This is a genomic window from Pseudomonas sp. Irchel 3E19, from assembly GCF_900187585.1.
GTDB classification, from domain to species: domain Bacteria; phylum Pseudomonadota; class Gammaproteobacteria; order Pseudomonadales; family Pseudomonadaceae; genus Aquipseudomonas; species Aquipseudomonas baetica.
Genome location: NZ_FYDT01000038.1, coordinates 41,376 through 64,913, shown reverse-complemented (window position 1 = coordinate 64,913; position 23,538 = coordinate 41,376). Strand labels below are relative to the sequence as shown.

The 23,538-nt window shown below is 60.1% G+C and carries 19 protein-coding genes, 1 rRNA gene and 1 pseudogene; 12 read left to right on the top strand and 9 right to left on the bottom strand.

The window, feature by feature from the left end:
* The 4 genes from rrf to CKW18_RS21525 form a co-directional block, all read left to right on the top strand.
* Window positions 1-97 (top strand): 5S ribosomal RNA (rrf, locus tag CKW18_RS21540); the annotation flags it as partial.
* A gap of 147 nt (window positions 98-244) precedes the next feature.
* Window positions 245-904 carry a paraquat-inducible protein A gene (locus CKW18_RS21535; protein WP_095190647.1) on the top strand — a complete coding sequence of 220 codons (660 nt, stop codon included), beginning with the start codon at window positions 245-247 and terminating at the stop codon, window positions 902-904.
* Window positions 891-1,514: a paraquat-inducible protein A gene (locus CKW18_RS21530; protein WP_095190646.1), complete on the top strand. Its 624-nt coding sequence runs from the start codon at window positions 891-893 to the stop codon at window positions 1,512-1,514. The genes CKW18_RS21535 and CKW18_RS21530 overlap by 14 nt, the downstream gene beginning before the upstream one ends.
* On the top strand, window positions 1,507-3,810 hold the full coding sequence (locus CKW18_RS21525) for a PqiB family protein (protein ID WP_095190645.1): 2,304 nt from the start codon (window positions 1,507-1,509) through the stop codon (window positions 3,808-3,810). The genes CKW18_RS21530 and CKW18_RS21525 overlap by 8 nt, the downstream gene beginning before the upstream one ends.
* A 207-nt stretch (window positions 3,811-4,017) precedes the next feature.
* Here the strand turns inward: CKW18_RS21525 and mksF are convergent, their stop codons facing one another.
* Genes mksF through mksB form a run of 3 tightly spaced genes read right to left on the bottom strand, consistent with a single transcriptional unit; the run spans window position 4,018 to window position 8,826 of the window.
* Window positions 4,018-6,858, bottom strand: coding sequence for an Mks condensin complex protein MksF (gene mksF / locus CKW18_RS21520; RefSeq protein ID WP_095190644.1), 2,841 nt, complete (start codon window positions 6,856-6,858; stop codon window positions 4,018-4,020).
* Window positions 6,855-7,556: an Mks condensin complex protein MksE gene (gene mksE / locus CKW18_RS21515; protein ID WP_053123840.1), complete on the bottom strand. Its 702-nt coding sequence runs from the start codon at window positions 7,554-7,556 to the stop codon at window positions 6,855-6,857. The genes mksF and mksE overlap by 4 nt, the downstream gene beginning before the upstream one ends.
* Window positions 7,546-8,826: an Mks condensin complex protein MksB gene (gene mksB / locus CKW18_RS21510; RefSeq protein ID WP_167394886.1), complete on the bottom strand. Its 1,281-nt coding sequence runs from the start codon at window positions 8,824-8,826 to the stop codon at window positions 7,546-7,548. Before mksB ends, mksE begins: the two co-directional genes overlap by 11 nt.
* Before the next feature lie 233 nt (window positions 8,827-9,059).
* On the opposite strand from mksB, the gene CKW18_RS21505 reads away from it, so the two are divergent.
* Window positions 9,060-9,809 carry an energy transducer TonB gene (locus CKW18_RS21505; protein ID WP_095190650.1) on the top strand — a complete coding sequence of 250 codons (750 nt, stop codon included), beginning with the start codon at window positions 9,060-9,062 and terminating at the stop codon, window positions 9,807-9,809.
* Entirely contained in the window at window positions 9,802-10,254 is a 453-nt protein-coding gene (gene rimI, locus CKW18_RS21500) for a ribosomal protein S18-alanine N-acetyltransferase (RefSeq protein WP_007961522.1), read from the top strand. Before CKW18_RS21505 ends, rimI begins: the two co-directional genes overlap by 8 nt.
* A gap of 130 nt (window positions 10,255-10,384) precedes the next feature.
* On the opposite strand, the gene CKW18_RS21495 is transcribed toward rimI, so the two are convergent.
* Window positions 10,385-10,789, bottom strand: a complete 405-nt coding sequence (locus tag CKW18_RS21495) for a serine kinase/phosphatase (protein WP_095190642.1) — start codon at window positions 10,787-10,789, stop codon at window positions 10,385-10,387.
* Window positions 10,790-10,929: 140 nt separating this feature from the next.
* On the opposite strand from CKW18_RS21495, the gene can reads away from it, so the two are divergent.
* Window positions 10,930-11,574, top strand: coding sequence for a carbonate dehydratase (gene can, locus CKW18_RS21490; protein WP_095190641.1), 645 nt, complete (start codon window positions 10,930-10,932; stop codon window positions 11,572-11,574).
* A gap of 8 nt (window positions 11,575-11,582) precedes the next feature.
* Here the strand turns inward: can and CKW18_RS21485 are convergent, their stop codons facing one another.
* From CKW18_RS21485 to CKW18_RS21470, 4 genes are all read right to left on the bottom strand, one after another.
* Entirely contained in the window at window positions 11,583-12,107 is a 525-nt protein-coding gene (locus CKW18_RS21485) for an SET domain-containing protein-lysine N-methyltransferase (protein WP_095190640.1), read from the bottom strand.
* Window positions 12,108-12,287: 180 nt separating this feature from the next.
* Window positions 12,288-13,475: a hypothetical protein gene (locus tag CKW18_RS21480; protein ID WP_095190639.1), complete on the bottom strand. Its 1,188-nt coding sequence runs from the start codon at window positions 13,473-13,475 to the stop codon at window positions 12,288-12,290.
* 117 nt (window positions 13,476-13,592) lie between these two features.
* The gene (gene acpA, locus CKW18_RS21475) at window positions 13,593-15,293 is read right to left on the bottom strand and encodes an acid phosphatase (RefSeq protein WP_095190638.1); all 1,701 of its coding nucleotides are present in this window, start codon (window positions 15,291-15,293) and stop codon (window positions 13,593-13,595) included.
* 219 nt (window positions 15,294-15,512) lie between these two features.
* Window positions 15,513-16,931, bottom strand: a complete 1,419-nt coding sequence (locus tag CKW18_RS21470) for a short-chain fatty acid transporter (protein ID WP_095190637.1) — start codon at window positions 16,929-16,931, stop codon at window positions 15,513-15,515.
* Between the two features lie 306 nt (window positions 16,932-17,237).
* Between CKW18_RS21470 and CKW18_RS21465 the strand changes: the two genes are divergently transcribed.
* The 5 genes and pseudogenes from CKW18_RS21465 to CKW18_RS21450 all read left to right on the top strand — a co-directional run bounded on the left by CKW18_RS21465 (window position 17,238) and on the right by CKW18_RS21450 (window position 21,478).
* Window positions 17,238-18,551 (top strand): MFS transporter, encoded by a 1,314-nt coding sequence (locus CKW18_RS21465; protein WP_095190636.1) that lies wholly within the window; start codon window positions 17,238-17,240, stop codon window positions 18,549-18,551.
* A 68-nt stretch (window positions 18,552-18,619) separates the two neighbouring features.
* Window positions 18,620-19,444 (top strand): annotated as a pseudogene (locus tag CKW18_RS31540) (PAS domain-containing protein); the annotation flags it as partial.
* A complete protein-coding gene (locus CKW18_RS31535; protein ID WP_256587052.1) occupies window positions 19,424-19,984 on the top strand; it encodes a methyl-accepting chemotaxis protein in 561 nt (186 codons plus the stop codon). The pseudogene CKW18_RS31540 and the gene CKW18_RS31535, both read left to right, overlap by 21 nt.
* Before the next feature lie 187 nt (window positions 19,985-20,171).
* Window positions 20,172-20,771, top strand: a complete 600-nt coding sequence (locus tag CKW18_RS21455; protein WP_095190634.1) for a flavin reductase family protein — start codon at window positions 20,172-20,174, stop codon at window positions 20,769-20,771.
* A gap of 74 nt (window positions 20,772-20,845) precedes the next feature.
* Window positions 20,846-21,478, top strand: coding sequence for a LysE family translocator (locus CKW18_RS21450; RefSeq protein WP_095190633.1), 633 nt, complete (start codon window positions 20,846-20,848; stop codon window positions 21,476-21,478).
* A gap of 85 nt (window positions 21,479-21,563) precedes the next feature.
* Here CKW18_RS21450 and ggt read toward each other — a convergent pair whose 3' ends face one another.
* Entirely contained in the window at window positions 21,564-23,396 is a 1,833-nt protein-coding gene (gene ggt / locus CKW18_RS21445; RefSeq protein ID WP_095190632.1) for a gamma-glutamyltransferase, read from the bottom strand.
* Between the last annotated feature and the right edge of the window lie 142 nt (window positions 23,397-23,538).

Genomic DNA, 23,538 nt, shown 5'->3' with positions numbered 1-23,538 from the left:
TGGAACCACCTGATCCCATCCCGAACTCAGCAGTGAAACGATGCATCGCCGATGGTAGTGTGGGGTTTCCCCATGTGAGAGTAGGTCATCGTCAAGATTAAATTCCGAAACCCCAATTGCGAAAGCAATTGGGGTTTTGTTTTGCCTGTAGAAAAGTTTTTGCTTAGGCCGCGAACAAAATTGCACAGTTATTTTCATATCAGAACACTAGAATAGCCCCACCTTTTTCGGAGCCAGAGCCTTTATGTCAGAGTCGGTTGACGCCCCAGGGCTGTCAGATTTACCGCTGGAAGACTTGGTGGCCTGTCACGAGTGCGACCTGCTGATGCGCAAGCCAAAGCTTGCTCACGGCGAGAAAGCACTCTGCCCACGCTGCGGGTATGAGCTATACGCCCACCGCCACAACGTGGTGCAGCGCAGCCTTGCCTTGGTCATTGCGGCATTGTTGCTCTATGTACCGGCGAACTTTTTACCCATCATGCAGCTCAATCTACTCGGGCAATCGTCGCACGACACGGTCTGGAGCGGCGTTGTCGGTCTGTTCAACACCGATATGCAGGGTGTGTCGATCGTTGTGTTCCTGTGCAGCATGGCCATCCCGTTGATCAAATTGCTGTGCCAGTTGATCGTGTTGCTGACGATCCGCTTCAACATCGGCCGCAGCTATGGCCTGTTGCTCTACCGCATTTACCACCACCTCAGAGACTGGGGAATGCTCGAGGTCTACCTCATGGGCGTCTTGGTGGCGATCGTCAAACTGGCGGACATGGCGGCCATCACCGTGGGCCTCGGACTGGTGTGTTTCATTGCTTTATTGTTGGTGCAGGTCTGGCTGGAAGTGGTGATGTCACCGCATCAGATCTGGCAGGCGTTATCTGGAGAGGATGCTCATGCGGGCGATTGATGCGGGCATTCTGATTTGCACCGAATGCCACGAATTGAACAGGCAGGAAGCGGACAGCGATGAGCAAACCTGCACGCGATGCGGTGCTCTGGTCCATGCTCGCCGTCCAAACAGTCTGGCCCGAACCTGGGCACTGCTGATCACGGCAGCAATTATCTATATTCCGGCCAACGTACTGCCAATCATGACTGTCAGTTCTTTGGGGCAGGGTGATCCCAGCACGATCATGTCCGGTGTGATCCAGTTGGTGCAGCACGGCATGATTCCCATCGCAGCCGTGGTGTTCATCGCCAGCATTCTGGTGCCGACCTTCAAACTGGTCGGCATCGCACTGCTGTTGTTTTCAGTGCAGCGACGCCAGCCGTTATCGGCTCGCCAGCGCATCTGGATGTACCGTTTTATCGAGTTCATTGGCCGCTGGTCGATGCTCGATATTTTTGTGATCGCCATTCTGGTGGCGGTCGTCAACTTCGGCCGGCTTGCCAGTGTCGAAGCCAATCTTGGCGCCATCGCTTTCGCCACTGTGGTGATTCTGACGATGCTTGCCGCAGTAACTTTCGATCCCCGACTGATTTGGGATAACACGGAGTCGGACGACGACCATGACTGATTTGCCCGTAGCGAAAACCCGACCGGCCTCGAACTGGTCTGCCATTTGGGTACTGCCTTTGATCGCACTGATCATCGGTGGCTGGCTTGGCTGGCGTGCCTATTCCGAAACCGGTATCGAGATCCAGGTTCGCTTTGAAAGCGGCGAAGGCATCCAGGCCAACAAGACCGAGGTCATGTACAAAGGCATGTCGGTCGGTAAGGTCAAGGCGCTCAAACTCGACGACGAGGGCAACTCCAAGGGAGTGATCGCCACGGTCGAGATGAACAAGGACGTCGGGCAGTACCTCAAGACCAGCACTCGCTTCTGGCTGGTCAAACCAAGCGTGACCTTGGCGGGTATTACCGGTCTGGAAACCCTGGTATCCGGCAACTACGTGGCCATCAGCCCCGGCGAAGGCGAGCCTGCGCGCAAGTTCAAGGCGTTGGCTGAGGAGCCGCCGCTCTCCGACGCCAAACCCGGTCTGCACCTGACGATCAAGGCTGATCGCCTCGGTTCGCTGAACCGTGGCAGCCCGGTGTTCTACAAGCAGATCAAGGTCGGTCAGGTCAAAAGTTACGTGCTCTCGGAAGACCAAAGCACGGTTGAATTAAAGGTTTTCATCGAGCCGACCTACGCCAAACTGGTGCGTAAACACACACGTTTCTGGAACGCGAGCGGCATCAGCATCGACGCCAACCTGTCCGGCGTGAAGGTGCGCAGCGAGTCGCTTGCCAGCATCGTCGCCGGCGGTATTGCCTTCGCCACGCCAGAGAACCGCAAGGACAGCCCGCCGACCGATCCAAGCCTGCCATTCCGTCTCTATGAGGACTTTGATGCAGCCGCTGCCGGGATTCGGGTGAAGGTCAAACTCAGCGACTTCGAAGGTCTGCAGGCCGGCCGCACGCCGGTGATGTACAAAGGCATTCAGGTCGGCAACATGAAAGCGCTGAAAGTTGACCCGGATCTGAACAGCGCCACCGCCGAGCTCACCCTTGATCCATTGGCTGAGGACTATCTGGTCGACGGCACTCAGTTCTGGGTGGTTAAACCGTCGATTTCTCTGGCGGGAATCACCGGTCTGGAAGCGTTGGTGAAAGGTAACTACATCGCCGTACGCCCGGGCGACAAAGGTGCGGCACCGAAACGCGAATTCGAGGCCAGGCCAAAAGCCCCGCCGCTGGATCTGCGTTCGCCGGGCCTGCATCTGGTGCTGTTCACCGATGTCCTCGGCTCAATCGATGTCGGCAGCCCGATTCTGTACAAACAGGTCAAGGTCGGCTCGGTGCAAAGCTACCAGTTCTCCAAGACCAAGAAGCAATTGGTCATCGGTGTGCATATCGATAAGGAATACGAAAATCTGGTCAACGCCTCGACCCGTTTCTGGAATGTCAGCGGGATCACACTGACCGGTGGTTTGACCGGCGGGATTCAGGTGAAGAGCGAGTCGTTGCAGACCCTGATGGCCGGTGGCATTGCATTCGAAACGCCGCAGGCCAATGCCCCATTGCGCAAACGTATTCCGCGCTTCCGCTTGTTCGCCAACCATGACGAAGCCGATCGCAAAGGCACAGTGGTGACGATCAAGGTTGATCGCGCCGATGGCCTGCGTAGCGGCACGCCGGTACGCTTCAAGGGGCTGGATGTCGGCAAGATCGAAAGCGTTGATCTGTCTGACGACTTGCAATCTGTGTTGCTCACCGCGCGCATCACCGAAGTGCCGGAGAAAATCGCCCGGGTCGGCAGTCAGTTCTGGGTGGTCAAGCCGGAGCTGGGCCTGATGAAAACTTCGAATCTGGAAACGTTGGTGACCGGCCAATACCTGGAAGTGCAGCCGGCAGCGAAGAACCTCGGCCCGCAGAAGAACTTCGTGGCACTGGCCAATGCGCCGGAAGCGACCAAGCAAGAGGCGGGTTTGAGTCTGGTCTTGAGCGCTGCTCGCCGTGGCTCGCTGAAACCGGGCGTGCCGGTGACTTACCGTGAGATCACCGTGGGCAAGGTTACCGGTTATGAACTGGGCCAGACTGCCGACCGGGTGTTGGTGCACATTCTGATCGAGCCGAAATATGCGCCGTTGGTGCGTACGGGTAGCCGGTTCTGGAACACCAGTGGCGTGGGCTTCGACATCGGTCTGTTCAACGGCTTGACGGTACGCACGGAGTCGCTTGAAACGGCGATTCAGGGCGGTATCGCTTTTGCCACGCCGGATGGCGAGCGCATGGGTAATCCGGCGCGGCCTGAGCAGACGTTCCCGTTGTTCGACAAGTTCGAGGATGAGTGGCTGAACTGGGCGCCGAAGATTTCCCTTGGTAAGTAACCTTGCGGCGTCTGTAAGGATGCCTTCGCGAGCAGGCTCGCTCCCACAGTGGATGTGTGGCGTACACAAAATTGGGTTCCACACTGATCCCTGTGGGAGCGAGCCTGCTCGCGAAGAGGCCTAAAAATCAGCAAAAAAACCAAGCCATAAAAAGGGCCGCGATCCAGACAGATCGCGGCCCTTTTTATTGCCTTCAGTTAATGCCGATCAAACCGTATCCATCTCCGGTTCATCCGCATCAACATTCACGGTCGCCTTCACCACATCATGGCGACGGATGTACTTCCAGTCCGCCTCGTCAATGTAGATGCCCGCCGGGCCGCTGCCGCCTTCCAGGTCGATGGCGACACTGGCGCAGACTTGTGGCTTCACACTCGCCAGAATCGGCACAAAGCCCAGTTGCAGGCTGGTTTCCAGCAGGGCGGCCTGGTTCTTCTCGTCGATGTCCGCCGCCTCGTCGAGGTAGTACGGCAGACGCACGCGACCGGCCTGATCGCGATCCATCAAGTGCAGCAACAAGTACATGTTGGTCAGTGCCTTGATGGTCATGGTGGTGCCGTTGGACGCTGCGCCGTCGATGTCGGTGTGGATCACCGGCTGACCGTTGACCTTGGTGATCTCGAAGGCCAGTTCGAACAAGTCCTTGAGGCCAAGCTGGTTGTGGTTCGCCGCCACCAGCCGCGCCAGGTATTCCTTGGCCTCTTCGTTTTTGTTGTCCTGCTCGGCGCTCTGGCTCAGATCGAACACCGACAGGGTTTCGCCTTCTTCGTACTGACCGGCGCTGTGGATGATCTGGTCGATGTGCTTGAGCGCTTCCTTGTTCGGCGCCAGCACGATACGGAAGCTCTGCAGGTTGGAAACCTGACGCTTGTTGATCTCGCGGTTGAACAGCGCCAGTTGATGTTCAAGGCTGTCGTAGTCGCTGCGGATGTTGCGCAGCGTCCGGGCGATATCGGTGACCGCCGCGCGACGGGCCTTGCCCAGGGTCAGGGCTTCGTCAGTACGGTGCGCGTAAGCGTTGATCAGCAGTGACAGACGGCGCTCCATGTCATCTTCGCTGTCGAACTTGGCCACGCCTTTGAGGCGCACTTGCGCATACAGCGCTTCGATCTGGCCATCGGCGCGCAGCAGACCTTGCCAGCTGTCCTGATAGTCGTTGAGCAGCGGCAACAGGTTGTCCATCGAATCGTCGACCGGATCCATGAACGGCGTGCCGAACGGCAGATCCGCCGGCAACAGCTGACGGCGGCGCAAGGCGTCGTCGAGGGTGCGTTGCTTGGCTTCCATGTCGGCGATCTGCCGGCCGACCAGTTGCAGCTTGGCTGACAGTTGCTGGACACGCTCGGTGAACGCATCGCTGGAACGCTTGAGCTCGTCCTGGGCGCCTTCCATCTGCGCCAGTTGCTCAAGCTTGTCGCCTTCTTCGGCGCTCAGCGTTTGAGTACGGCGGAAGTCTTCCAACGCTTTCTGCGCATCCAGCACTTGCTGGTACAGCGCTTCGGTCTGGGTCTTGCTCGCGGCGCGGTCGGCAGCCACGGCTTGCTGGGTTTTCAGTTGCTTGAGTTCTTTTTCCAGACGCTCTTTCTGGTCTCGTAGCGCGGCGCGGTCGGCCAGCGCTTGCAGGGCCGGCGGCTCGATGTGCGAGATGTCGATCGACAGGCCCGGCACTTCGAAACGCTCACCCTTGAAACCATCAAGGATCAGCTCGACCGATTTCACCCACTCGCCATCTTCGTCGAGGGTGATGCCGTGTTCGCCCAGCGGCAGGCTGAACAGCGCGCTGTTGAACAGGCGCATCAGACGCTCGACGTCCTGTTGCGAGAACTCTTCGCGCAGGCGCGCATAGCTGTTGTTATCGGCGTGATCGAGTTGCTGCTTCACCGACTTCAGGCGTTTTTCCAGATCGCGCAAACGCTCTTCCAGATCTTCGGCGCTGAACTGACGGGATTGTGCCAGGGCACCAGCGAGTTCGTCGTGGGCGTCTTTGGCGGCCAGCAATTGCTGTTCCAGCACTTTGACGTCGTCGACCAGCGCGAAGCGGTTTTTCAGTACCGACAGCTCGCCGAGCCAGCGCTGAATCCCGGAGATTTCCCGCTCCAGCCGCATCAGCTCTTGAGTGCCGCCGCGCTGATTGTTTTGCAGCGCGTCTTGCTCACCACGGTAGTGGTCGGCCTGGATGGTCAGCTCTTCCTTGCGCGCGCTGGCGTAGTCCGACCAGGTGCCGAGCAACGAGTCGAGCAGCGGCGACAGACGATGCAGTTTGCCGCGCAGCACGTCACGTTGTTTCACGCCGTTGGCCAAGGCTTCGACCAGTGGGCCGGCAGCGACCAGCGAGTTGTAGTCCTGCTCCATGCGACGCACGTCGCGGAAGGCTTCTTCGCACGCGGCGATGTAATCGACGCTGCCCGAACGCAAGCTGTGTTCGAAGGCGTCGAGGAACAGTTGCTTGAGTTTGGCTGCGGTGATTTCGCGCATGTGCAGCAAGTTGATGAACAACGCACGGAAGGTCTTCAGGCTCTGTTCGCTGGTGGAGCGCAGCGGGATCAGGGTCAGATCCAGTGGGATCGAGGTGTGACCGCCGACCAGCAAACGACGCAGTTCATCAGGCTTGAGTTCGTAGGCTTTCAGGCCTTCTTTCTCAAGGTTGCTGAACAGTTCTTTCTGACGCAGGCAGGTGTCGTTTTTCTGGTAGTGGGCCAGATCGAGTTTGCCGGCGTAGGCGAAGAACTGGTGACCGAAACCACCGCCCGGGCCACGACCGACTACACCGATCACGTGCGGGCCATGGGGCAGGTTTACTTCGACAAGGATGTAGCTGGTGTCGGAAGCGAAGTAGAAACGCCGCGATTGTTCCAGGCTGTACTTGCCGAAGCTCATGTCCGACATGCGCGCCAGAATCGGGAACTGCAAGGCGTTGATCGACGCCGATTTACCGAGGTTGTTCGCGCCGTAGACCGACAGCGGTTCTTCCAGCGGGAACAGGCCGAGACTGTAACCGGCGGTGTTCAAAAGGGCAAAGCGGCGGATGCCGTAGCGTTCCTGGCTCATGCGTCGGACTCCTGTTCTTCGGCAATGGCGCGGGCCAGTGCGTCTTCTTCGCTTTCTTCGTCAAATTCCGAGAGGTCTAGCGGGTCGTCGGTTTCGAGGAATTTGGCTTCGGCGGCTTCGTCGATCAGCACCGGCGCCGGCAGCGGCAGAACGCTGTGCACACTGGCGGCCAGATCGCGGTCTTGCTGCACCGACAGGCACACGTCGAGGAAACGGTGCATTGGCGGCAGGAATCGATAGACCCCGTTTTCTTCGCCAGCGAAACCCAATTGAGTCATGCGGCGCATGATCTTTTCTTCGAGCTCTTCAACCGTCTGCACTTCGGCCTGAATGAACAGGTCGCGGTACTTCTCCAGCAGCGACGGCAATTCTTCGCGGCCGAGGCTGCCGCCGTCGAGCACGGCGATCGGGTCACGGCCCTGGTCGGCCAGGTGCTCGACGAGAATGAAGGTAAACAGCGCCAGACGCTGGGCCGTCTTGTTCACCGCCGCAGCGGCCATGTCCGGCACGAAGTAATAGAAGCCACGGGTGTCGCAAACCAGTTCAAAACCCAGCGCCTTGAACAGCGTGCGGTACTGATCCTGGAAGTTCGACAGTTGCGCGTACAGCTCCGGATCGCGGCGGCTGACGTGGTAGCCCTTGAACAGCTCGCGGAAGATCGGCGCGAGTTGCGACAGTTCGGAAAGATCAAGATGCATTGGGGATGCTCGCAGAATTCTCGGCTGCGCTGTCGCTGGCCGAGAGCAGGGCGAAGGAGCGCAGGCTGACCTGGTGCTCGTGAGTGTGGTATTCGCGGCGTTCCAGACGCTCGCGCTTGAAGCGTTTTTCCCGCGACAGGCGCGAGAACCAGTAAAGCAATTCGTCAGTGGCGCCGTCCGGTTCCTGTTCCAGCAGCCAGACCATCAAGTCCGGCATCGGCAGGGCGTCTTCGCAGCGCTCGAGCATCTCGCGCACGGTGCGCGGCGCGCGAGGTGCATCGCCGCCCTTGTGCGTCTTGTGCGCCTTGGGGAAACGCGCCGGTTTCGGCTCGAAACGCGCCAACGCGTAGACGTAGGCTTCGACCTGACTGGCGCTGCCGAGGAAGGTGCTTTGCGGCCGGGTGAACAGTGGCATTGCGGCTTGTGGCACGGCGTCGATGCCTTTACGGCGAATTGCGGCCAGGGCCAGCGCGGCGCCACGGGTCACGGCATTGTGCCGGCGCGCTTCTTCACGCAGCGGCAGCAGCAGTTCGCGGGCGTGACGCAGGGTCAGCTGGGCGCTGGTCTGCATTTCGAGGATGCGCGCGTGGGTACGCAACAGCATGTCGTCATCGACCAGATGGCCGAGGCGCTGCTGTTCGCTGAGCATCTTCAGCAATACGGTTTCGACTTTGCGCACGCCTTGTTCGAAGGCGCCGTCGGCGTTGACCAGATCGATCATCGGCTCGACGTATTCGTCCCACGTCGCCAGCACTTCAGCGTATCGCTGACGCAGCGGAATCTGCCGGTCGCTGGTCTTTGCACGTTCAGCCACGGCCACCAGCGCCTGTTCGTCGTTGTCGAGCTTCTTCAACACGTCGCGAACGCGCATGTCGAGAAGACGCAATTGGCGGGCGAGGTCGTTACCGTCGCGGACGTCGAACGCGTCCTGAATGTAGCCGGCCAGACGCTCGAGGTGGCGCAGATAGGCTTCGATTTCCAGGCACAGGCCCAGACGGTGTTCACGGCGCAGGTAGGCGAGGAAGTCGTGAATCTGCGCGTTGAGCTCGAAACGGTTCGGGCTTTTTGCCACGGGCACCAGAATATCGAGGCGAATCCACACGTCGAGCAGGCTGGTGATGTCCTGCGGCGTGCTGTCCAGTTGTTGGGCGGCCAGTTGCGTGCGCAGTTCGTTGAGGCTCAGGGTGCCTTGGTCGAAGTGCTCGCACAGTGGCTCCAGAAGTGCCCAGTGTTCAGCGAGGGCGCGCAAGACGCGCTTGGGTTCGATCATCGGAATGGCCGGCTGGTTGGCGATTAAAAGCCGCGATTGTACTGCATCACGAAGGATGCGATTCACTCTAGGGACGGGCTGTCGCATTTTCTAAGGTAGAGAGCTCAGGCCAAGGCTATCGATCAACAGCAAGCGATCTTGAGCGAAGGGCGGTAGAATCAGCGCACTTTCAGTTATCCACAAGTGGCCGACCTTTGCTTATCGAGTCCCGCCGCCGCGCCTATTTGAACGCCATGCAGGTGGTCAATTGGCTGCCGCGCACCGAATTGCCCTTCGCCGCCCCGTCGCGGCCCGAGCTGCTGGACATGCCCGAGCCTGAGGTTGAGGTGCCGGTGGTGCTGGCTCCGCAGGCCGAAGCCCCGGTGCAGGCGGCTGCCGCACGCCCGACCGAGCGGCCGAAGATCGAGGTGCCGCGCCCATCGCTGGCGAGCACCCGCACCGGCGCCAAACCGGTGGAAGAGGTCGACGATACACCGGTGGTCGCCAAGCCGGCGCCGGTTCCGCCACCGCGTTTCGCCCTGCAATTGCTGCGTGCCGGGCGTTGTCTGCTGCTGGTCGAGTTACCCACAGGCGAACCGTTCCAGAGTCGCGACCCCGCTTATCTGTTGCTTAAAGACATGTTGCGCGCCGCCGGTCTGCCGGATGCGCCGCAGATCGTCGGCGAGCCGGTGCGCTGGCCGTGGTTGAATCGCGGCACCATGGATCAGGGGCCGGAAGCGGCGCGCGACTTTGTGCAGGGTTTCCTCTCGGTGCAAATGGAAGCGGCGCCGTGTGCCTGCCTGTGGCTGATCGGCCTGCCAGCGGTGCGTTTTGCCGGTGAAGCGGACGCCGAAGCGTTCAATCGTGAATTGCAGATCGAAGGTCTGGGCTCGGCCTGGGCCCTCCCGGGTCTGGAATTGTTAATGGAAGAGCCACAGCGCAAGGCCGCTGTGTGGCAAGCCATGCGTCGGCTGATGGCGCGCTGGAAAGAATCGAATGAGTGAAGCTGTATCGTTCCGCCCGATGACCGAGGCGGACCTGGACGCGGTATTGAAGATTGAATACGCCGCGTACAGCCATCCCTGGACCCGCGGGATTTTTCTCGACGGGCTGGGCAAATACCAGATATGGCTGATGTTCGAAGGCCAGCAGCAGGTCGGCCACGGGGTGGTGCAGATCATTCTCGATGAGGCGCATCTGCTCAATATCACCGTGAAGCCGGAGAATCAGGGACGTGGACTAGGGCTTACGTTGCTCGAACATCTGATGTCGCGGGCGTATGCCGCCGAGGCTCGCGAGTGTTTCCTCGAAGTGCGCGACAGCAATACCGCCGCGTTCAAGCTGTATGAGCGTTATGGCTTCAATGAGATTGGCCGGCGTCGGGATTATTATCCGGCGGTGGGCGGTCGTGAAGATGCGGTGGTCATGGCCTGCACCTTGGTTGACTGAACCTCTTTAAAAGCTTCGCGAGCAAGCCCGCTCCCACATTGGAATTGAGTCGTTCACAAACATTGTGATCAACATAAAACCTATGTGGGAGCGGGCTTGCTCGCGAAAGCGTCCTGTCAGGCAACAATGATCAGCGGTTGCCATCCAGCGGATCGCGCCTAGCCAGTTCCGCCTCATCCAACCCATTACCACCGCCAATGTCATCCTCATCGACAATGCTCAAATCCCAATCCGCCTGATTACCTTCCCCGGCTTCCTCGGCATCCCGCGCACCGTCTTCATGAATCAGCGTTTCCGGGCTCATGTCATCGTCAGTCGGCTCATGGTCAGCAGTCGATGCACCTGTGAGCCCCGCCTCACGCACACGTTCCTCTGGCATCAACTGCTCGCGTTCGCGTTCGGGCAATTCATCACCGATCTTCGCGCTGGGCTGTTCGTCGTCGAAATCCAGCTCATGCACCGAACCCATGCGGTCTTCGTTATCATCGATGGGTTCCGGTTGCACCGCGTCAAAAGGGCGTCGTGAATCAGTCATGGCAAATCCTCATACTGTGGGCCTTACTAGGTGGACTCACCGGGCACCCGAGAATTCCAATGAAATCACTTGCGGTTCTGGCGTGACCTCGACGGACGGTTGTCTGTCAAAGCAGCGCATCTTTCTTGAGGCCTTACAGCATGCATGACTTACAAGACCTGATTGATAACAACGAGCGTTGGGCTGACGCGATCACCAAGGAAGACCCGGATTTCTTCGCCAAGCTGGCGCGTCAGCAAACCCCCGAGTATCTGTGGATCGGCTGTTCCGACGCACGGGTTCCGGCCAACGAGATCGTCGGCATGCTGCCGGGCGATCTGTTCGTACACCGCAACGTCGCCAACGTGGTACTGCACACTGACCTCAACTGCCTGTCGGTGATCCAGTACGCGGTTGATGTGCTCAAGGTCAAACATATCCTTGTCACCGGCCACTACGGTTGCGGCGGTGTGCGTGCGTCGATGCAGGATCGTCAGTTCGGTCTGATCGACGGCTGGCTGCGCTCGATCCGCGATCTGTACTACGAAAAACGTGAAGAGCTGGCCAAGCTGCCAACCGAAGAAGAACAGGTCGACCGCCTGTGCGAGCTCAACGTCGTCCAGCAAGTGGCCAACGTCGCCCACACCAGCATCATCCAGAATGCCTGGCATCGCGGGCAGAGCCTGTCGATCCACGGTTGCATCTATGGCATCAAGGACGGTCGCTGGAAAAGCCTGAACACGACCATCAGCGGTTTTGAACAGTTGCCGCCGCAATACCGTTTGCGCCCGGTCGGGGCGGTGTAATCAGCTGATCAGCGCGAACAGGGTCGCCGCCAGCGCTGCAAAAAGCCCTGGCCTACGCTGTTGGGGGGTTCGTCATATCCCATGATCCAGCCTCGACAGCGCGGCGACCCGCAATGACAGGCGAACTGGTGTACCAGTTTTTCTTCGGTTGCGGCGTAGTCCATGGTCAGACGTTCGCCTTGGTGAATATCCTTAAGTGCCCACAACCACAGCTCGCTCAAGTCGAGGTACACGTTGGGCTCACAGGCGTGTTGAATCAGCCCAAAAAACCTCGGGTCATAGAGGTGGATGCCCGAGTGCATCTGGCGCGTTTGCCGACATCGATACGGCAGCAGTTGTCCGGAAACCCGGCACATCCGGCTGGTGCGCGGAAACGCCCGCAGCGCTTCAACTGCAATCGCATGGCCTTGCTCGTCGGAAATGATTTTGTAGTCCTCGCGGGACGGAAATCCGAGACGAACCGGCAGGCCGGCGCAGCGGTAGATCCCGTGGGTATCGCGTTCAGGTTGCCCTGACAGTACATGAGTATTCATAACCATCCTTGTCACCAAGGTGTTGCGACTTCCGCACGCTGACATCCAGTCAGTCCTGCAACACATTCCTGGATCCAATCCTGCGTTATAACTACCGAGTGGTCTACTGTCATATCTGACAGGTGTAATGGCCGCTTTCCCGTGTCAGTGATATCTGACACGGGAATCGAACGTGCTTGATTACAGGGGCGTTACAGGCGCGGCGGGTGGCGGCAAGGGTTCCTTGAGTTGTTGTAGCTGTGCCTTGATCGGTGTGGATGCACATTGGGTGGCCGCGTCGGACGAGCTGGTGTTACGTATCGAGGTGTAGAACAGCTCGCAGGTTTTGTTTTTCTGCGTAACTTGCCAAGTCTGCGTGCATTGATTGAGCGTGACCTGCGGATCGCTGCCGGGTTTGCTGCCCATCGCCGCCTGCCAGCAGGCGGCGCTTAAATCCTGGCCCATCACTTTCAGACCTGCCGCGTCGGCCAGGGCCTGAGCATTGTCGCCGGTGTAAGTCTTGGGGTCGGCGGCATACCAGATGTAGCTCGGGTGGTTGGAGCCCAACACCGGTACTTTCATCCCTTCGCTCGGGCTGATGGTGGCCAGGCCCAGTACGTTCACGGTTGCCCCGTATTGCTGCTTGATCCAGTTGCGCACCGGGGCACCGAAGGCAACCATCGGCAGCGCAGAGCCGTTGCTGCTCTGACTGACCTGCTTGACCATGGTGGTCTGGTAATCCTTGAAATAGTCATAAACGCCTTCCAGATCGCTGCCGGCGCTTGCCGGTGCTGCGATCGGAGCGATGTCGATGATGGTCTGGAACGCCGGCGTCTGGTCAGGCGCAATGCCGTTGTCGGTGAGCAAAGCGGCCCAGCGGTCGGTGGTGTTGGAACGCAGATAGTCTTGCGCCTGAGTCAGCGAGTAATCCGGGGGGAAGTGCAGCAGTTCGACACTTTTGCGGTTTTCCAGGGCCATGCCCAGCGGCAGGAACAGGTACCAGCTATAAGCCCATTTGCCATCGGCGTTGAGTTTGCTGGCGCCGTGGTAGGCCAGATCCCCGGCGTCCAGCAGTGCTGTCAGCGGTTTGTCATAGCCCTTGGGCACACCGGTGATTTCGGCGTAGAGCTGGTCGTTATCGGTTTTCACCAAAACCTTGGCATCGGTATAGCCGTCGCGTTGCACGCTCTGACTCAGATAATGGGCGACCGTCTGTTCCAGCGACCAGTTGCGATAGCAGATCACGCTGCAGTTGTTGGGATAGGCGAAGAGGCGGGTGACGCGTTCGGTGCTGCCCAGTTTCAGGTCGACATCAGCGTGGGCGACCGCGCTCAGCGTGAGCGCGGTGACGGCCCATGTTACGGGGGCAAGTTCTGCGATGTTGAACATGCTCAGATCCTTTTCAGCGTGGTTCCCGCGGAGCGGGGGCGCCTCATAGTGGATCAGCCGTGTTGCACAGAGAAGCCGTCATTCGCAGATTTTTACGTGCCCCGGCAGAACGCCTCCTCAGGCTTGAAAATGCAGGGCGTTGGTCAAATCGCCCAGCGGTTGCTGGCCGCGGGCGCGCATCGCCTCATCACGTTGCCTGAGGCCAGTGAGGGTCTCAAGCTGGAACACATGGGTGATCAACCGCAGGATCGACGCTGTGTCGTAGATTGTGTGATCCACCGTGCCCTGGCGCGCAAACGGTGACACGACCAATGCCGGCACGCGCGAACCCGGTCCCCAGCGGTCACCTTTGGGCGGCGCGACGTGATCCCACCAACCGCCGTTTTCATCGACGGTGACGACCACCACCATGTTTTTCCACTGCGGACTTTCTCGCAGTACTTTCAGGGCGCGGACGATATGCCGGTCACCGGAGGCGACGTCGGCATAACCGGCGTGCATGTTCAGGTTGCCCTGAGGTTTGTAGAAGGTCACGGCGGGCAGCTTGCCGGCCTCGGCGTCGGCGAAGAATTTGTTAGTCGTCGACTCGTCGCCCAAGCCGGCATCGCGCAGGCGTTTGCTGCGCTCGACAGGATTCTGCGGGCCTTGCTGCTGGAAGTAGTTGAGGGGTTGGTGGTGGTACTGGAAGTTCGGAATCTTCGGAATGCCGCCGGAATCCTTGTACTGATCCAGCGTTGCCTGCCAGGCGCCGGCGTACCAGGCCCAGTCGACGTTCTTCTTCGACAGCTTGTCGCCGATGTGCTCGTGGGTTTGCGGCACTAACACGTTGGGCAGATCGGGTTTGGAGTACGCCGGACGCTCCGGGTCACGAATCCAAGTTGGCCAATAGGGCGGGGCGAGGGTGTTGACCGCGAAACCGTCCGGCGTCAGTGCGCTCGGGCCGAACTGCGGGGGGCCGGTCATGGCGCTGGCGGGTGATTGCTCCAGCGGTTTGAGCCGTGGATCGGCCGGGTCGTCGCTTTGCAGCGCAGCGATTTGGCTCTTGGCTATCGAATTGGCAGCGTCCGGATAGAACGGTGCGGTGGCGCTGATCAGATACTGGTGGTTAAGGAACGAGCCACCAAAGGCGCCCTGGAAGAAGTTGTCGCACAGCACGAACTCCTTTGCGACGTCCCACAGCCGCAGGGAATAACGGCTTTGTGTGTAATGACCCATGGTCAAACCGCCGGCATCGGCCCACGCGACAAAACCGTCGTTCTTGCCACCGTTGATCTGCATCTGGTTTTGATAGAACACATGCCACAAGTCACGGGTCACCAGACCGAACGGCAAGTCTTCACCGTTCGGGCCTTTGAGGGCGAAAGGTGCGTTGGGCAGGTTTTCCTGAAACTGCGTGGCGTTGGGATAGGTCACGCCATCGAGGGTTTGCGGGCCGATCTGCAACACACCGCCCCAGGCTGGCGGCAGGGTTTGCAGCAGGCTGCCGTCGCGGTCGCGCTGTTGATAGTCAGCAGGCTTGAGCGCTGACAGCGGCTTTTCGACACCGGGGAAATCACCGAACAGGTTATTGAAGCTGCGATTTTCGGCGTAGATCACCACCACGGTTTTCACCTGATCACGCAGAGCCTTGTCCAGTTCGGTGGGGGACAGTAGGCGCTCGGCCGGTTTACCCGATTGATCGCCAGCGTTACTGCAGCCGCCCAGCGTAGCGCCAACGCCAAGTACCGCGACGCCACCGAGAAAGCGGCGGCGACTGGTGTCGGTTGGGGTATCGGATTCTGCTGAGGAGGGGTCTTTGCTGTCTGTATCGTCGTTCATGTCGCGCCCGTTTTTGCTTAAATGTTTCAGTATGTTTCGGGCGGACGCTAACAAGGGAGTGTGACGCAGGGATGACAGATTTGAATGCGCCGAGAATGAAGTGTGGGAGCCAACCTGCTGGCGATAGCGGTGTATCAGTCAGAATTGAAGATGACTGACACACGGCATTCGCCAGCAGGCTGGCTCCCACAAGTGTTCTATGTCTTCAGGTAGATACCTTTACGGCATCACCGGCGGCGTGTACGCCAATGTCGTCCCCAGCGCCCACAGCAACAGCAGCACCAGCGGCGTGTGCACCAGCAACTGCACGAACGAGAAACCGATCAGGTCCCGCGCCTTCAAACCGAGCACGCCCAGCAGTGGCAGCATGTAGAACGGGTTGATCAGGTTCGGCAGTGCTTCGGCGGCGTTATAGATCTGCACCGCCCAGCCCAGGTGGTATTGCAGATCGTTGGCAACTTGCATCACGTACGGCGCTTCAATGATCCACTTGCCGCCGCCGGACGGGATGAAGAAACCGAGGATCGCCGAGTACACCCCCATCAACAGCGCATAAGTGTCGTGCGAGGCGATGCTGACGAAGAAGGTCGAGATGTGGTGCGCCAGGGTTTGCGCATCAGCGCCTTTGACCGTGGTCATCAGCGCGGCAATCGAGCCGTACAGCGGGAACTGGATCAGTACGCCCGTGGTGGTCGGCACCGCACGCGCCACCGCATCGAGGAAGCTGCGCGGGCGCCAGTGCAGCAGCGCGCCGAGCATGATGAACAGAAAGTTGTAGGTGTTCAGCCCGGAAATCGCGGTGATCGCCGGTTTGGTCGAGAACTCATGGAACAGCCAACCCGCCGCCAGCAACACCAGCAAGATGATCAGTAGCGGACTGTGCTCCAGCCATTCGCCCGGCCGGGTGCGCGGTTGCAGCGGCGGCAGGTTGAAGGCCGGGTCGATGCCGCAGGCATTGGCGTCGCGCGCCGAGTTCGGGCCTGGCGCAGTGGCGTAGGCGATGATGATCGAAACCACGATCAACGCCAGCAGCATCACGCCGGACTGCCAGAGGAAAATCGTTTCGGTGAACGGAATCACCCCGGTGATCGACAGGATCGACGGCGGCAGGCTGGCGGGGTTGGCCTGCAACTGTGCGGCCGACGACGACAAGCCCAGCGCCCACACCGCGCCAAGACCCAGATAGGCAGCGGCTCCGGCGGCGCGGTAATCCATTTTCAGATCGGTGCGGCGGGCGAGGGCGCGCACCAGCAAACCGCCGAACACCAGCGACAGGCCCCAGTTGAGCAGCGACGCCACCATCGAGATCAACGCGACCCAGGCCGCGGCGGAGCGGCCGTTTTTCGGGATGCGCGCCAGGCGATCAATGAGTTTAACGGCGGGCGGCGAACTGGCGACCACGTAGCCGCCGATCACCACGAAAGCCATCTGCATGGTAAATGGAATCAGGCTCCAGAACCCGTCACCGAACGCCATCGCGGCAGCGGTGGGTTTGGCACCCATGGCCAACGTGGCCAACGCGACAATAATCACGGCCAACGCGGCAAATACCCAGGAATCGGGAAACCAGCGTTCGGCAAAGCTTGAACAGCGCAAGGCAAAGCGCGCAGAGCGGCTATCTTCGATATCAACGGCCACGGGAGTACCTCGGATTTTTATGGTTATTTTGGGTCTGCAGAGCGATCAGTGCTTTGGGTGGGAGCGGGCTTGCTCGCGAATGCGGTGGGTCAGTCGGCACTTGTTTGGCTGACACACCGCATTCGCGAGCAAGCCCGCTCCCACAGGTTTTTCACTAGGCTGCGGACAGGCATAAACAGTAAATCAACCGCCATCGTTTTGTGAGCAGCTTTTGCCAAACCATGACTATGGTCTAACGGGTTGTTCATCCGCCCATTTGCGTAGACCATGGGCGCCTTGGTTTTTTGCCTGCCAGAGTTCTTTGCCATGACTGCCCACACCACGGCCAAACCTGCGCCGTTCAGCCGCTCCGACTACAAGACCCTCGGCCTTGCGGCCCTTGGCGGGGCGCTGGAGATCTACGATTTCATCATCTTCGTGTTCTTCGCCCTGACCCTCAGCCAGTTGTTCTTCCCGCCGGAAATGCCCGAGTGGCTGCGTCTGCTGCAAAGCTTCGGGATCTTCGTCACCGGCTACCTGGCGCGGCCGCTGGGCGGGATCCTCATGGCGCATTTCGCCGACAAACTCGGGCGCAAGAAAGTCTTCAGCCTGAGCATCCTGATGATGGCGCTGCCGTGCCTGCTGATCGGGATCATGCCGACTTATGCGCAGATCGGTTATTTCGCGCCGCTGCTGTTGCTGGCGCTGCGCATCCTGCAAGGCGCGGCGGTCGGCGGTGAAGTGCCGAGCGCCTGGGTGTTCGTCGCCGAACACGCGCCGACCGGCCATCGTGGTTATGCGCTGGGCTTTTTGCAGGCCGGGCTGACCTTCGGCTATCTGATCGGCGCCCTGACCGCGACTTTCCTGGCGCAAGCCTTCACCCCGGCGCAAATCCTCGATTACGCCTGGCGCTATCCGTTCCTGCTCGGTGGCGTGTTCGGCGTGATCGGTGTCTACCTGCGCCGCTGGTTGAGCGAAACCCCGGTATTCATGGCGATGGAAGCGCAGCGCGAGGCGCGGGTCGAACTGCCGCTGCGCACTGTATTGCGCGAACACCGGCTGGCGATGCTGCCGGCCATGCTGCTGACCTGCGTGCTGACCTCGGCGGTGGTGGTGTTCGTGGTCATCACCCCGACCATGATGCAGAAAACCTTCGGCATGACCGCCGGCCACACCTTTGCCCTGAGCGCTTTGGGCATCGTTTTCCTCAACATCGGCTGCGTGCTCGCCGGTCTGCTGGTTGATCGCATTGGCGCCTGGCGTACCGTCATGCTCTATAGCCTGCTGCTGCCGCTGGGTATCGCCGTGCTCTACGGTTGCTTGATCATGGGTGGCGATTGGGTCGGTCTGGCCTACGCCGTGGCCGGTCTGGCGTGTGGTGTTGTCGGTGCGGTGCCATCGGTGATGGTCGGTTTGTTCCCGGCGCGCATTCGCGTGTCAGGCATTTCCTTCACCTACAACATTGCCTACGCCGCGTGGGCGAGTATCACGCCGTTGTTGCTGATCGGTCTGATGCCGTGGAGCCCATGGATCTGCGTGATGTTCTGCGCGGTGATGGGCGCGGTAGGCGTCCTCAGTGCGGCGTATTTCGGCACACGAATGCCGCGTACGGGACAGTGTCAGGTGGCCGGGACTGCTTGAGCGGATATACCCGAACTATTTTTGACTGATGAGTCTCAAGCGCTCTTCAGAAACGCTTTTCAAGGCCGATGGTTAAGCTGTATTCCCGCTTTTCTACCTGCCATCGGTACTTTCCCATGTTCAACAAACGCTTGAAGCAAGAGCTGGCCGCTCTTCGTGAAGAACTCTCCAGCCTTCTGCAAGTCAAGGAAAGCCTGGAAAGCGAGATGCTGGTGCTGACCCTTGACCCCGACGGACGGATTCAATCGGTCAACCAGAACTTCCTCAACGAGATGCTCTACAAGAGCCAGGACCTGATGGGCCGGGCGCTTGAAGACATCGTCCCGGTCCATGTGAAGTCCGACGAATTTCACCGTCGCTTCAAGAACGCCATGACCCGAGGCGAGCATTTCGCCGGTGCCGTGCGCCTGTTGCGCGGCAATGGTGAAGAGGCCTGGCTGCGTTCGATCGCGCAGCCTGTGCGTTCTTCGGACGGACGGATCAAGAATATCTCGATCTTCTCCAGTGATTTGACCCGCACCATCGAAGCGTCCCGCGAGCACGAAAACCTGATCGGCGCCTTGGTGCGCTCGACCGCCGTGATCGAATTCGACCTCAACGGCAACGTGCTCAACGCCAACGAGCGCTTCCTCAGTGGCATGGGTTACAGCCTGGCGCAGATCAAGGGCAAACATCACCGCATGTTCTGCACGCCTGATGAGTACAACAGCGCCGAGTACCAGAACTTCTGGCGCCGCTTGAACAATGGCGAGTTTGTGGCCGAGCGTTTCAAGCGCGTCGACAGCCATGGTCGTACGGTCTGGCTGGAGGCGTCCTACAACCCGGTGATCGATGCCAACAACAAACTGTACAAAGTGGTGAAGTTCGCCACGGTGATCACCGATCAGGTCAACCGCGAACAAGCCGTTGCCGATGCGGCCAGCATTGCCTACAGCACCTCGCAACAAACTGACAGCACTGCGCAGCGTGGCACCACCGTGGTGACCGAAGCGGTCAACGTGATGCGTGACTTGTCGCGGCACATGCAGACAGCCAGCGAAGGCATCGAAGCATTGAACGAACAATCGCAAGTGATCGGCTCCATCGTCAAAACCATCAGCGGGATTGCCGAACAGACCAACCTGCTGGCGCTCAACGCCGCCATTGAAGCGGCTCGCGCGGGCGAGCAGGGGCGCGGCTTTGCTGTGGTGGCCGATGAAGTGCGACAACTGGCTTCACGTACCAGCCAGGCGACCGAGGAAATCGTCGGCGTGGTGCGGCAGAACCAAGACATGGCGCGCAACGCGGTCGCACTGATGACCGACGGCAAACTTCAGGCCGAACAAGGGCTGGCGCTCGCGGCGGAGGCGGGCACGGTGATCGTCGAGATTCAGGACGGCGCGCAGAAAGTGGTGGATGCGGTCGGCCAGTTCGCCAATCAACTGTCCCACTGATTTGCACGCCTATCCCTGTAAGAGCTGTCGAGTGAAACGAGGCTGCGATCTTTTGATTTTGGTTTAAGGATCAAGGTCAAAATCAAAAGGTCGCAGCGTGCCGCAGCTCCTACAGGGTTTCTTCGCCAGCAGTTCTTTTTGTGGTCTGGCGCTACAATCGGCTCCTTTTTCCCCGGAGCAGATGCCCATGAGCGATTCCCACCGCCGCCCGGTTCCCCTAAACAAAGCCTACCGCCTGCTCAACCACGGCCCGACCGTTCTGGTCAGCGCTGCCCATGATGGCCAGCGCAACATCATGGCCGCTGCGTGGGCGATGCCGCTGGATTTCGAGCCGCCGAAAGTCGCCGTGGTACTCGACAAATCCACCTGGACGCGGCAACTGCTAGAAGCGTCCGGCACCTTCGTACTCAATGTGCCATGCGTCAATCAGGCCGACATCGTGCAAACCGTCGGCAACACGTCCGGTCTGGAAATCACTCAAAACCAGCGGCAGGACAAGTTCCAGGCGTATGGCTTGCAGACCTTCAGCGGTGAACAAGTCGAAGCGCCGCTGCTCGACGGATGTGTTGCCTGGCTGGAATGTCGTTTGCTGCCCGAGCCGCGCAATCACGAGCAATACGACCTGTTCCTCGCCGAAGTCATCGCCGCTCACGCCGATGAACGTGTGTTCAGTGACGGGCGCTGGCATTTCGAGGGGCATGATGGTTTGCGCACGCTGCACCACGTGGCGGGCGGGCATTTCCTGACGATTGGTGACGCGGTGGATGGCAAGACGCTGGCGCTTTGAATGGCGGTTGATGGCAAACTATTGCCGAATGTTGCAAGGTAGGGGCATTGTCGAACCCATCAGGCACGTACCCCATGGACCTTTCCCTTTCGAGTTATCTCGCTCCGTTGCTGTCGCTGGCGTTGTTGTGGACGGTTGCGGTGGTCACGCCCGGCCCGAACTTCTTCAACATCGCTCAACTCGCAGTTAGCCGCTCCCGCCGCCATGGCGTGTTAGCGGCGCTCGGCGTTGCCAGCGGAACGGTGTTGTGGGGACTGGCGGGCGGTCTGGGCATCCAGTCATTGTTCAGCGCGGCACCGGCGCTTTACCTGAGCTTCAAGATCGCCGGCGGCTGTTACCTGATCTATCTCGGGCTCAAGCAATTCAAACGCAAGGCGCCCATTGCCCCCGGCGCTTCAGATTCATCGGAGCAAACATTGCTTGGCGCTTACGCGCGGGGCTTGCTGGGCAACATGACCAACCCCAAGTCGGCGCTGTTTGTCGCCACCATCTTCGCCACCGCAATGCCGGTCCACATACCGCCGTTGCTGCTGGCGCTGGCGGTGATGAGCATGGCCACGTTGTCGTTCAGTTGGTATTGCAGCGTGGCGCTGTTCTTCGCCAGTCGGCGGATTGCTGGTGTTTACGAGCGCTCACGTAAATGGCTGGATCGGTTGGCGGGCGGTTGTTATCTGCTGTTTGGTGCGCATTTGGTGGCTAGTCGCTGATTCGTGATCGCCAGGAAAAAACTCGATCTCAGAGCATAAAAAAGGCCTACCTCCCGGTAAGCCTTTTCCATTTACTGCGTAGCCCTCAATCCCCCAACGCTTCCCCTTCACGTCGAGGATCCGCGCCACCGGCCAGCGACGCATTCCCCTGCGTATCCTTGACCCGCACGATGGCCTGGGTGCCGCTGGTCATGTCGATTTCATTCACCGTGTGACCTTTGTCCTTCAACGCCTGAACAAGCGCCGGGCTGAACTGGCCTTGTTCCAGTTCGGTCGGGCCGTTGCGGCTGCCGAAGTTGGGCAGGCTGATGGCGCTTTGCGGGTCGAGGTTCCAGTCGAGCAGGCCGACGGTGGTTTTGGCCACGTATTCGATGATCTGCGAGCCGCCCGGTGAGCCGACGCTGGCAAGGAATTCGCCGCTGTGGCGATCGAAGATCAGCGTTGGCGCCATCGACGAGCGCGGGCGTTTTAAGGGCTCGACGCGGTTGGCGACTTTCTGCCCGTTCTCTTCGGGGATGAACGAGAAGTCGGTCATCTGGTTGTTCAGCAAGAAGCCCTGAACCATCAGGTGTGAGCCAAACGCCGCTTCGATGGTGGTGGTCATCGACACGGCGCCGCCGAGGTCATCCACCGCCACCACTTGCGAGGTGGAGATGCGCAGCGGCGAGCGATCCGGCGCGTAGGCCACCTGCACACCCGGCGGCGTGCCCGGTTTGGCGCTGCCCATGCTGCGTTCGCCGATCAGGCTGGCGCGGCTGGCCAGATAACCCGGATCGACCAGGCCTTTGACCGGTACGGGCACGAAGTCGGTGTCGGCGACGTATTGCGCGCGGTCGGCGTAGGCCAGGCGTTCGGCTTCGGCGATCAGGTGCACGGCCTGCGGATCCGGTTCGATGCCGGCCGGTTTGTCAGTCTTGTGGGGTTTTAGCGGGGTCAGCGAAAGGCGCGGGTCGCGGGTTTCCAGTGCCTGCAAGGTGCCAAGAATCTGCGCCACGGCAATCCCGCCCGACGACGGTGGCGGCATGCCGCAGACCTGCCAGCGCTTGTAGTCGGTGCACAGCGGCGCGCGCTCCTTGGCCTGATAGCGTTGCAGATCGTTCAACGACAGGCTGCCGGGGTTGGCGTGGCCCTGAACCTTGGCGACGATCTCTTCGGCAATCGGGCCTTTGTACAACGCATCGGCGCCTTCGTTGGCGATGCGTTTGAGCACCGCAGCCAGCGCCGGGTTTTGCAGGTGGGTGCCGACGGCTTTGACGCTGCCATCGTGGTTGAGGAAGTACGCGGCCATGTCCGGCGACTTACGAATGACCGGGTCTGACGCCAGCAGCGAATACAGACGAGGAGAGATCGCAAAGCCTTGTTCGGCCAGTTTGATCGCCGGCTCGAACAGCTTCGCCCACGGCAGGCGACCGTGTTGTTTATGCGCCATCTCCAGCGCACGCAACACGCCCGGTGTGCCAACCGACCGGCCGCCAATCTGCGCCTGCGGGAACGGCATCGGTTTACCGTCGGCTTGCAGGAACAGCTTCTCGGTGGCACCGGCCGGTGCGGTTTCGCGACCGTCGTAGGTGCGCACCTGTTTGCCGTCCCACAGCACGATCATCGCGCCGCCACCGATCCCGGAAGACTGCGGCTCAACCAGCGTCAGCACCGCTTGCATGGCAATCGCCGCATCAATCGCCGAACCGCCCTGACGCAACATCTCGCGACCGGCTTCAGCGGCCAGCGGATTCGCCGCGGCGGCCATGTGTTTGCTGGCGTGGCGGGTTTGCAGGTCGGTGCGGTAACCGGAGGCGGCTTCCGGCGCCAACGGCAGGGTCGAGGAGGGTGGCGCGTTGCACGCGGTGAGGGTCAGGGCGCTGATGATCAGCGTCAGGGCAGGCAGGCGCAAGCGGCTCAAGGGCAAGGCTGAAAACACGCGGGCTCTCCGTCTGTGGGATAAAAGTCTGAGGGACTTTATCGACCGACTGTGTAGGACGCAATCCGCTGATATGTTTCTCCTTCATGCCTTGGCGAGTTTTCTGTAGGGTCGGTGGCAATTGATTGACTACGAACATCCC

Excerpts from the sequence above, each read along its gene's own strand:
- CKW18_RS21535 (WP_095190647.1), top strand. The coding sequence starts at position 245 with ATGTCAGAGTCGGTTGACGCCCCAGGGCTGTCAGATTTACCGCTGGAA.
- CKW18_RS21530 (WP_095190646.1), top strand. The coding sequence starts at position 891 with ATGCGGGCGATTGATGCGGGCATTCTGATTTGCACCGAATGCCACGAA.
- CKW18_RS21525 (WP_095190645.1), top strand. The coding sequence starts at position 1,507 with ATGACTGATTTGCCCGTAGCGAAAACCCGACCGGCCTCGAACTGGTCT.
- mksF (WP_095190644.1), bottom strand. The coding sequence starts at position 6,858 with ATGAGCCAGGAACGCTACGGCATCCGCCGCTTTGCCCTTTTGAACACC.
- mksE (WP_053123840.1), bottom strand. The coding sequence starts at position 7,556 with ATGCATCTTGATCTTTCCGAACTGTCGCAACTCGCGCCGATCTTCCGC.
- mksB (WP_167394886.1), bottom strand. The coding sequence starts at position 8,826 with ATGATCGAACCCAAGCGCGTCTTGCGCGCCCTCGCTGAACACTGGGCA.
- CKW18_RS21505 (WP_095190650.1), top strand. The coding sequence starts at position 9,060 with ATGCAGGTGGTCAATTGGCTGCCGCGCACCGAATTGCCCTTCGCCGCC.
- rimI (WP_007961522.1), top strand. The coding sequence starts at position 9,802 with ATGAGTGAAGCTGTATCGTTCCGCCCGATGACCGAGGCGGACCTGGAC.
- CKW18_RS21495 (WP_095190642.1), bottom strand. The coding sequence starts at position 10,789 with ATGACTGATTCACGACGCCCTTTTGACGCGGTGCAACCGGAACCCATC.
- can (WP_095190641.1), top strand. The coding sequence starts at position 10,930 with ATGCATGACTTACAAGACCTGATTGATAACAACGAGCGTTGGGCTGAC.
- CKW18_RS21485 (WP_095190640.1), bottom strand. The coding sequence starts at position 12,107 with ATGAATACTCATGTACTGTCAGGGCAACCTGAACGCGATACCCACGGG.
- CKW18_RS21480 (WP_095190639.1), bottom strand. The coding sequence starts at position 13,475 with ATGTTCAACATCGCAGAACTTGCCCCCGTAACATGGGCCGTCACCGCG.
- acpA (WP_095190638.1), bottom strand. The coding sequence starts at position 15,293 with ATGAACGACGATACAGACAGCAAAGACCCCTCCTCAGCAGAATCCGAT.
- CKW18_RS21465 (WP_095190636.1), top strand. The coding sequence starts at position 17,238 with ATGACTGCCCACACCACGGCCAAACCTGCGCCGTTCAGCCGCTCCGAC.
- CKW18_RS21455 (WP_095190634.1), top strand. The coding sequence starts at position 20,172 with ATGAGCGATTCCCACCGCCGCCCGGTTCCCCTAAACAAAGCCTACCGC.
- CKW18_RS21450 (WP_095190633.1), top strand. The coding sequence starts at position 20,846 with ATGGACCTTTCCCTTTCGAGTTATCTCGCTCCGTTGCTGTCGCTGGCG.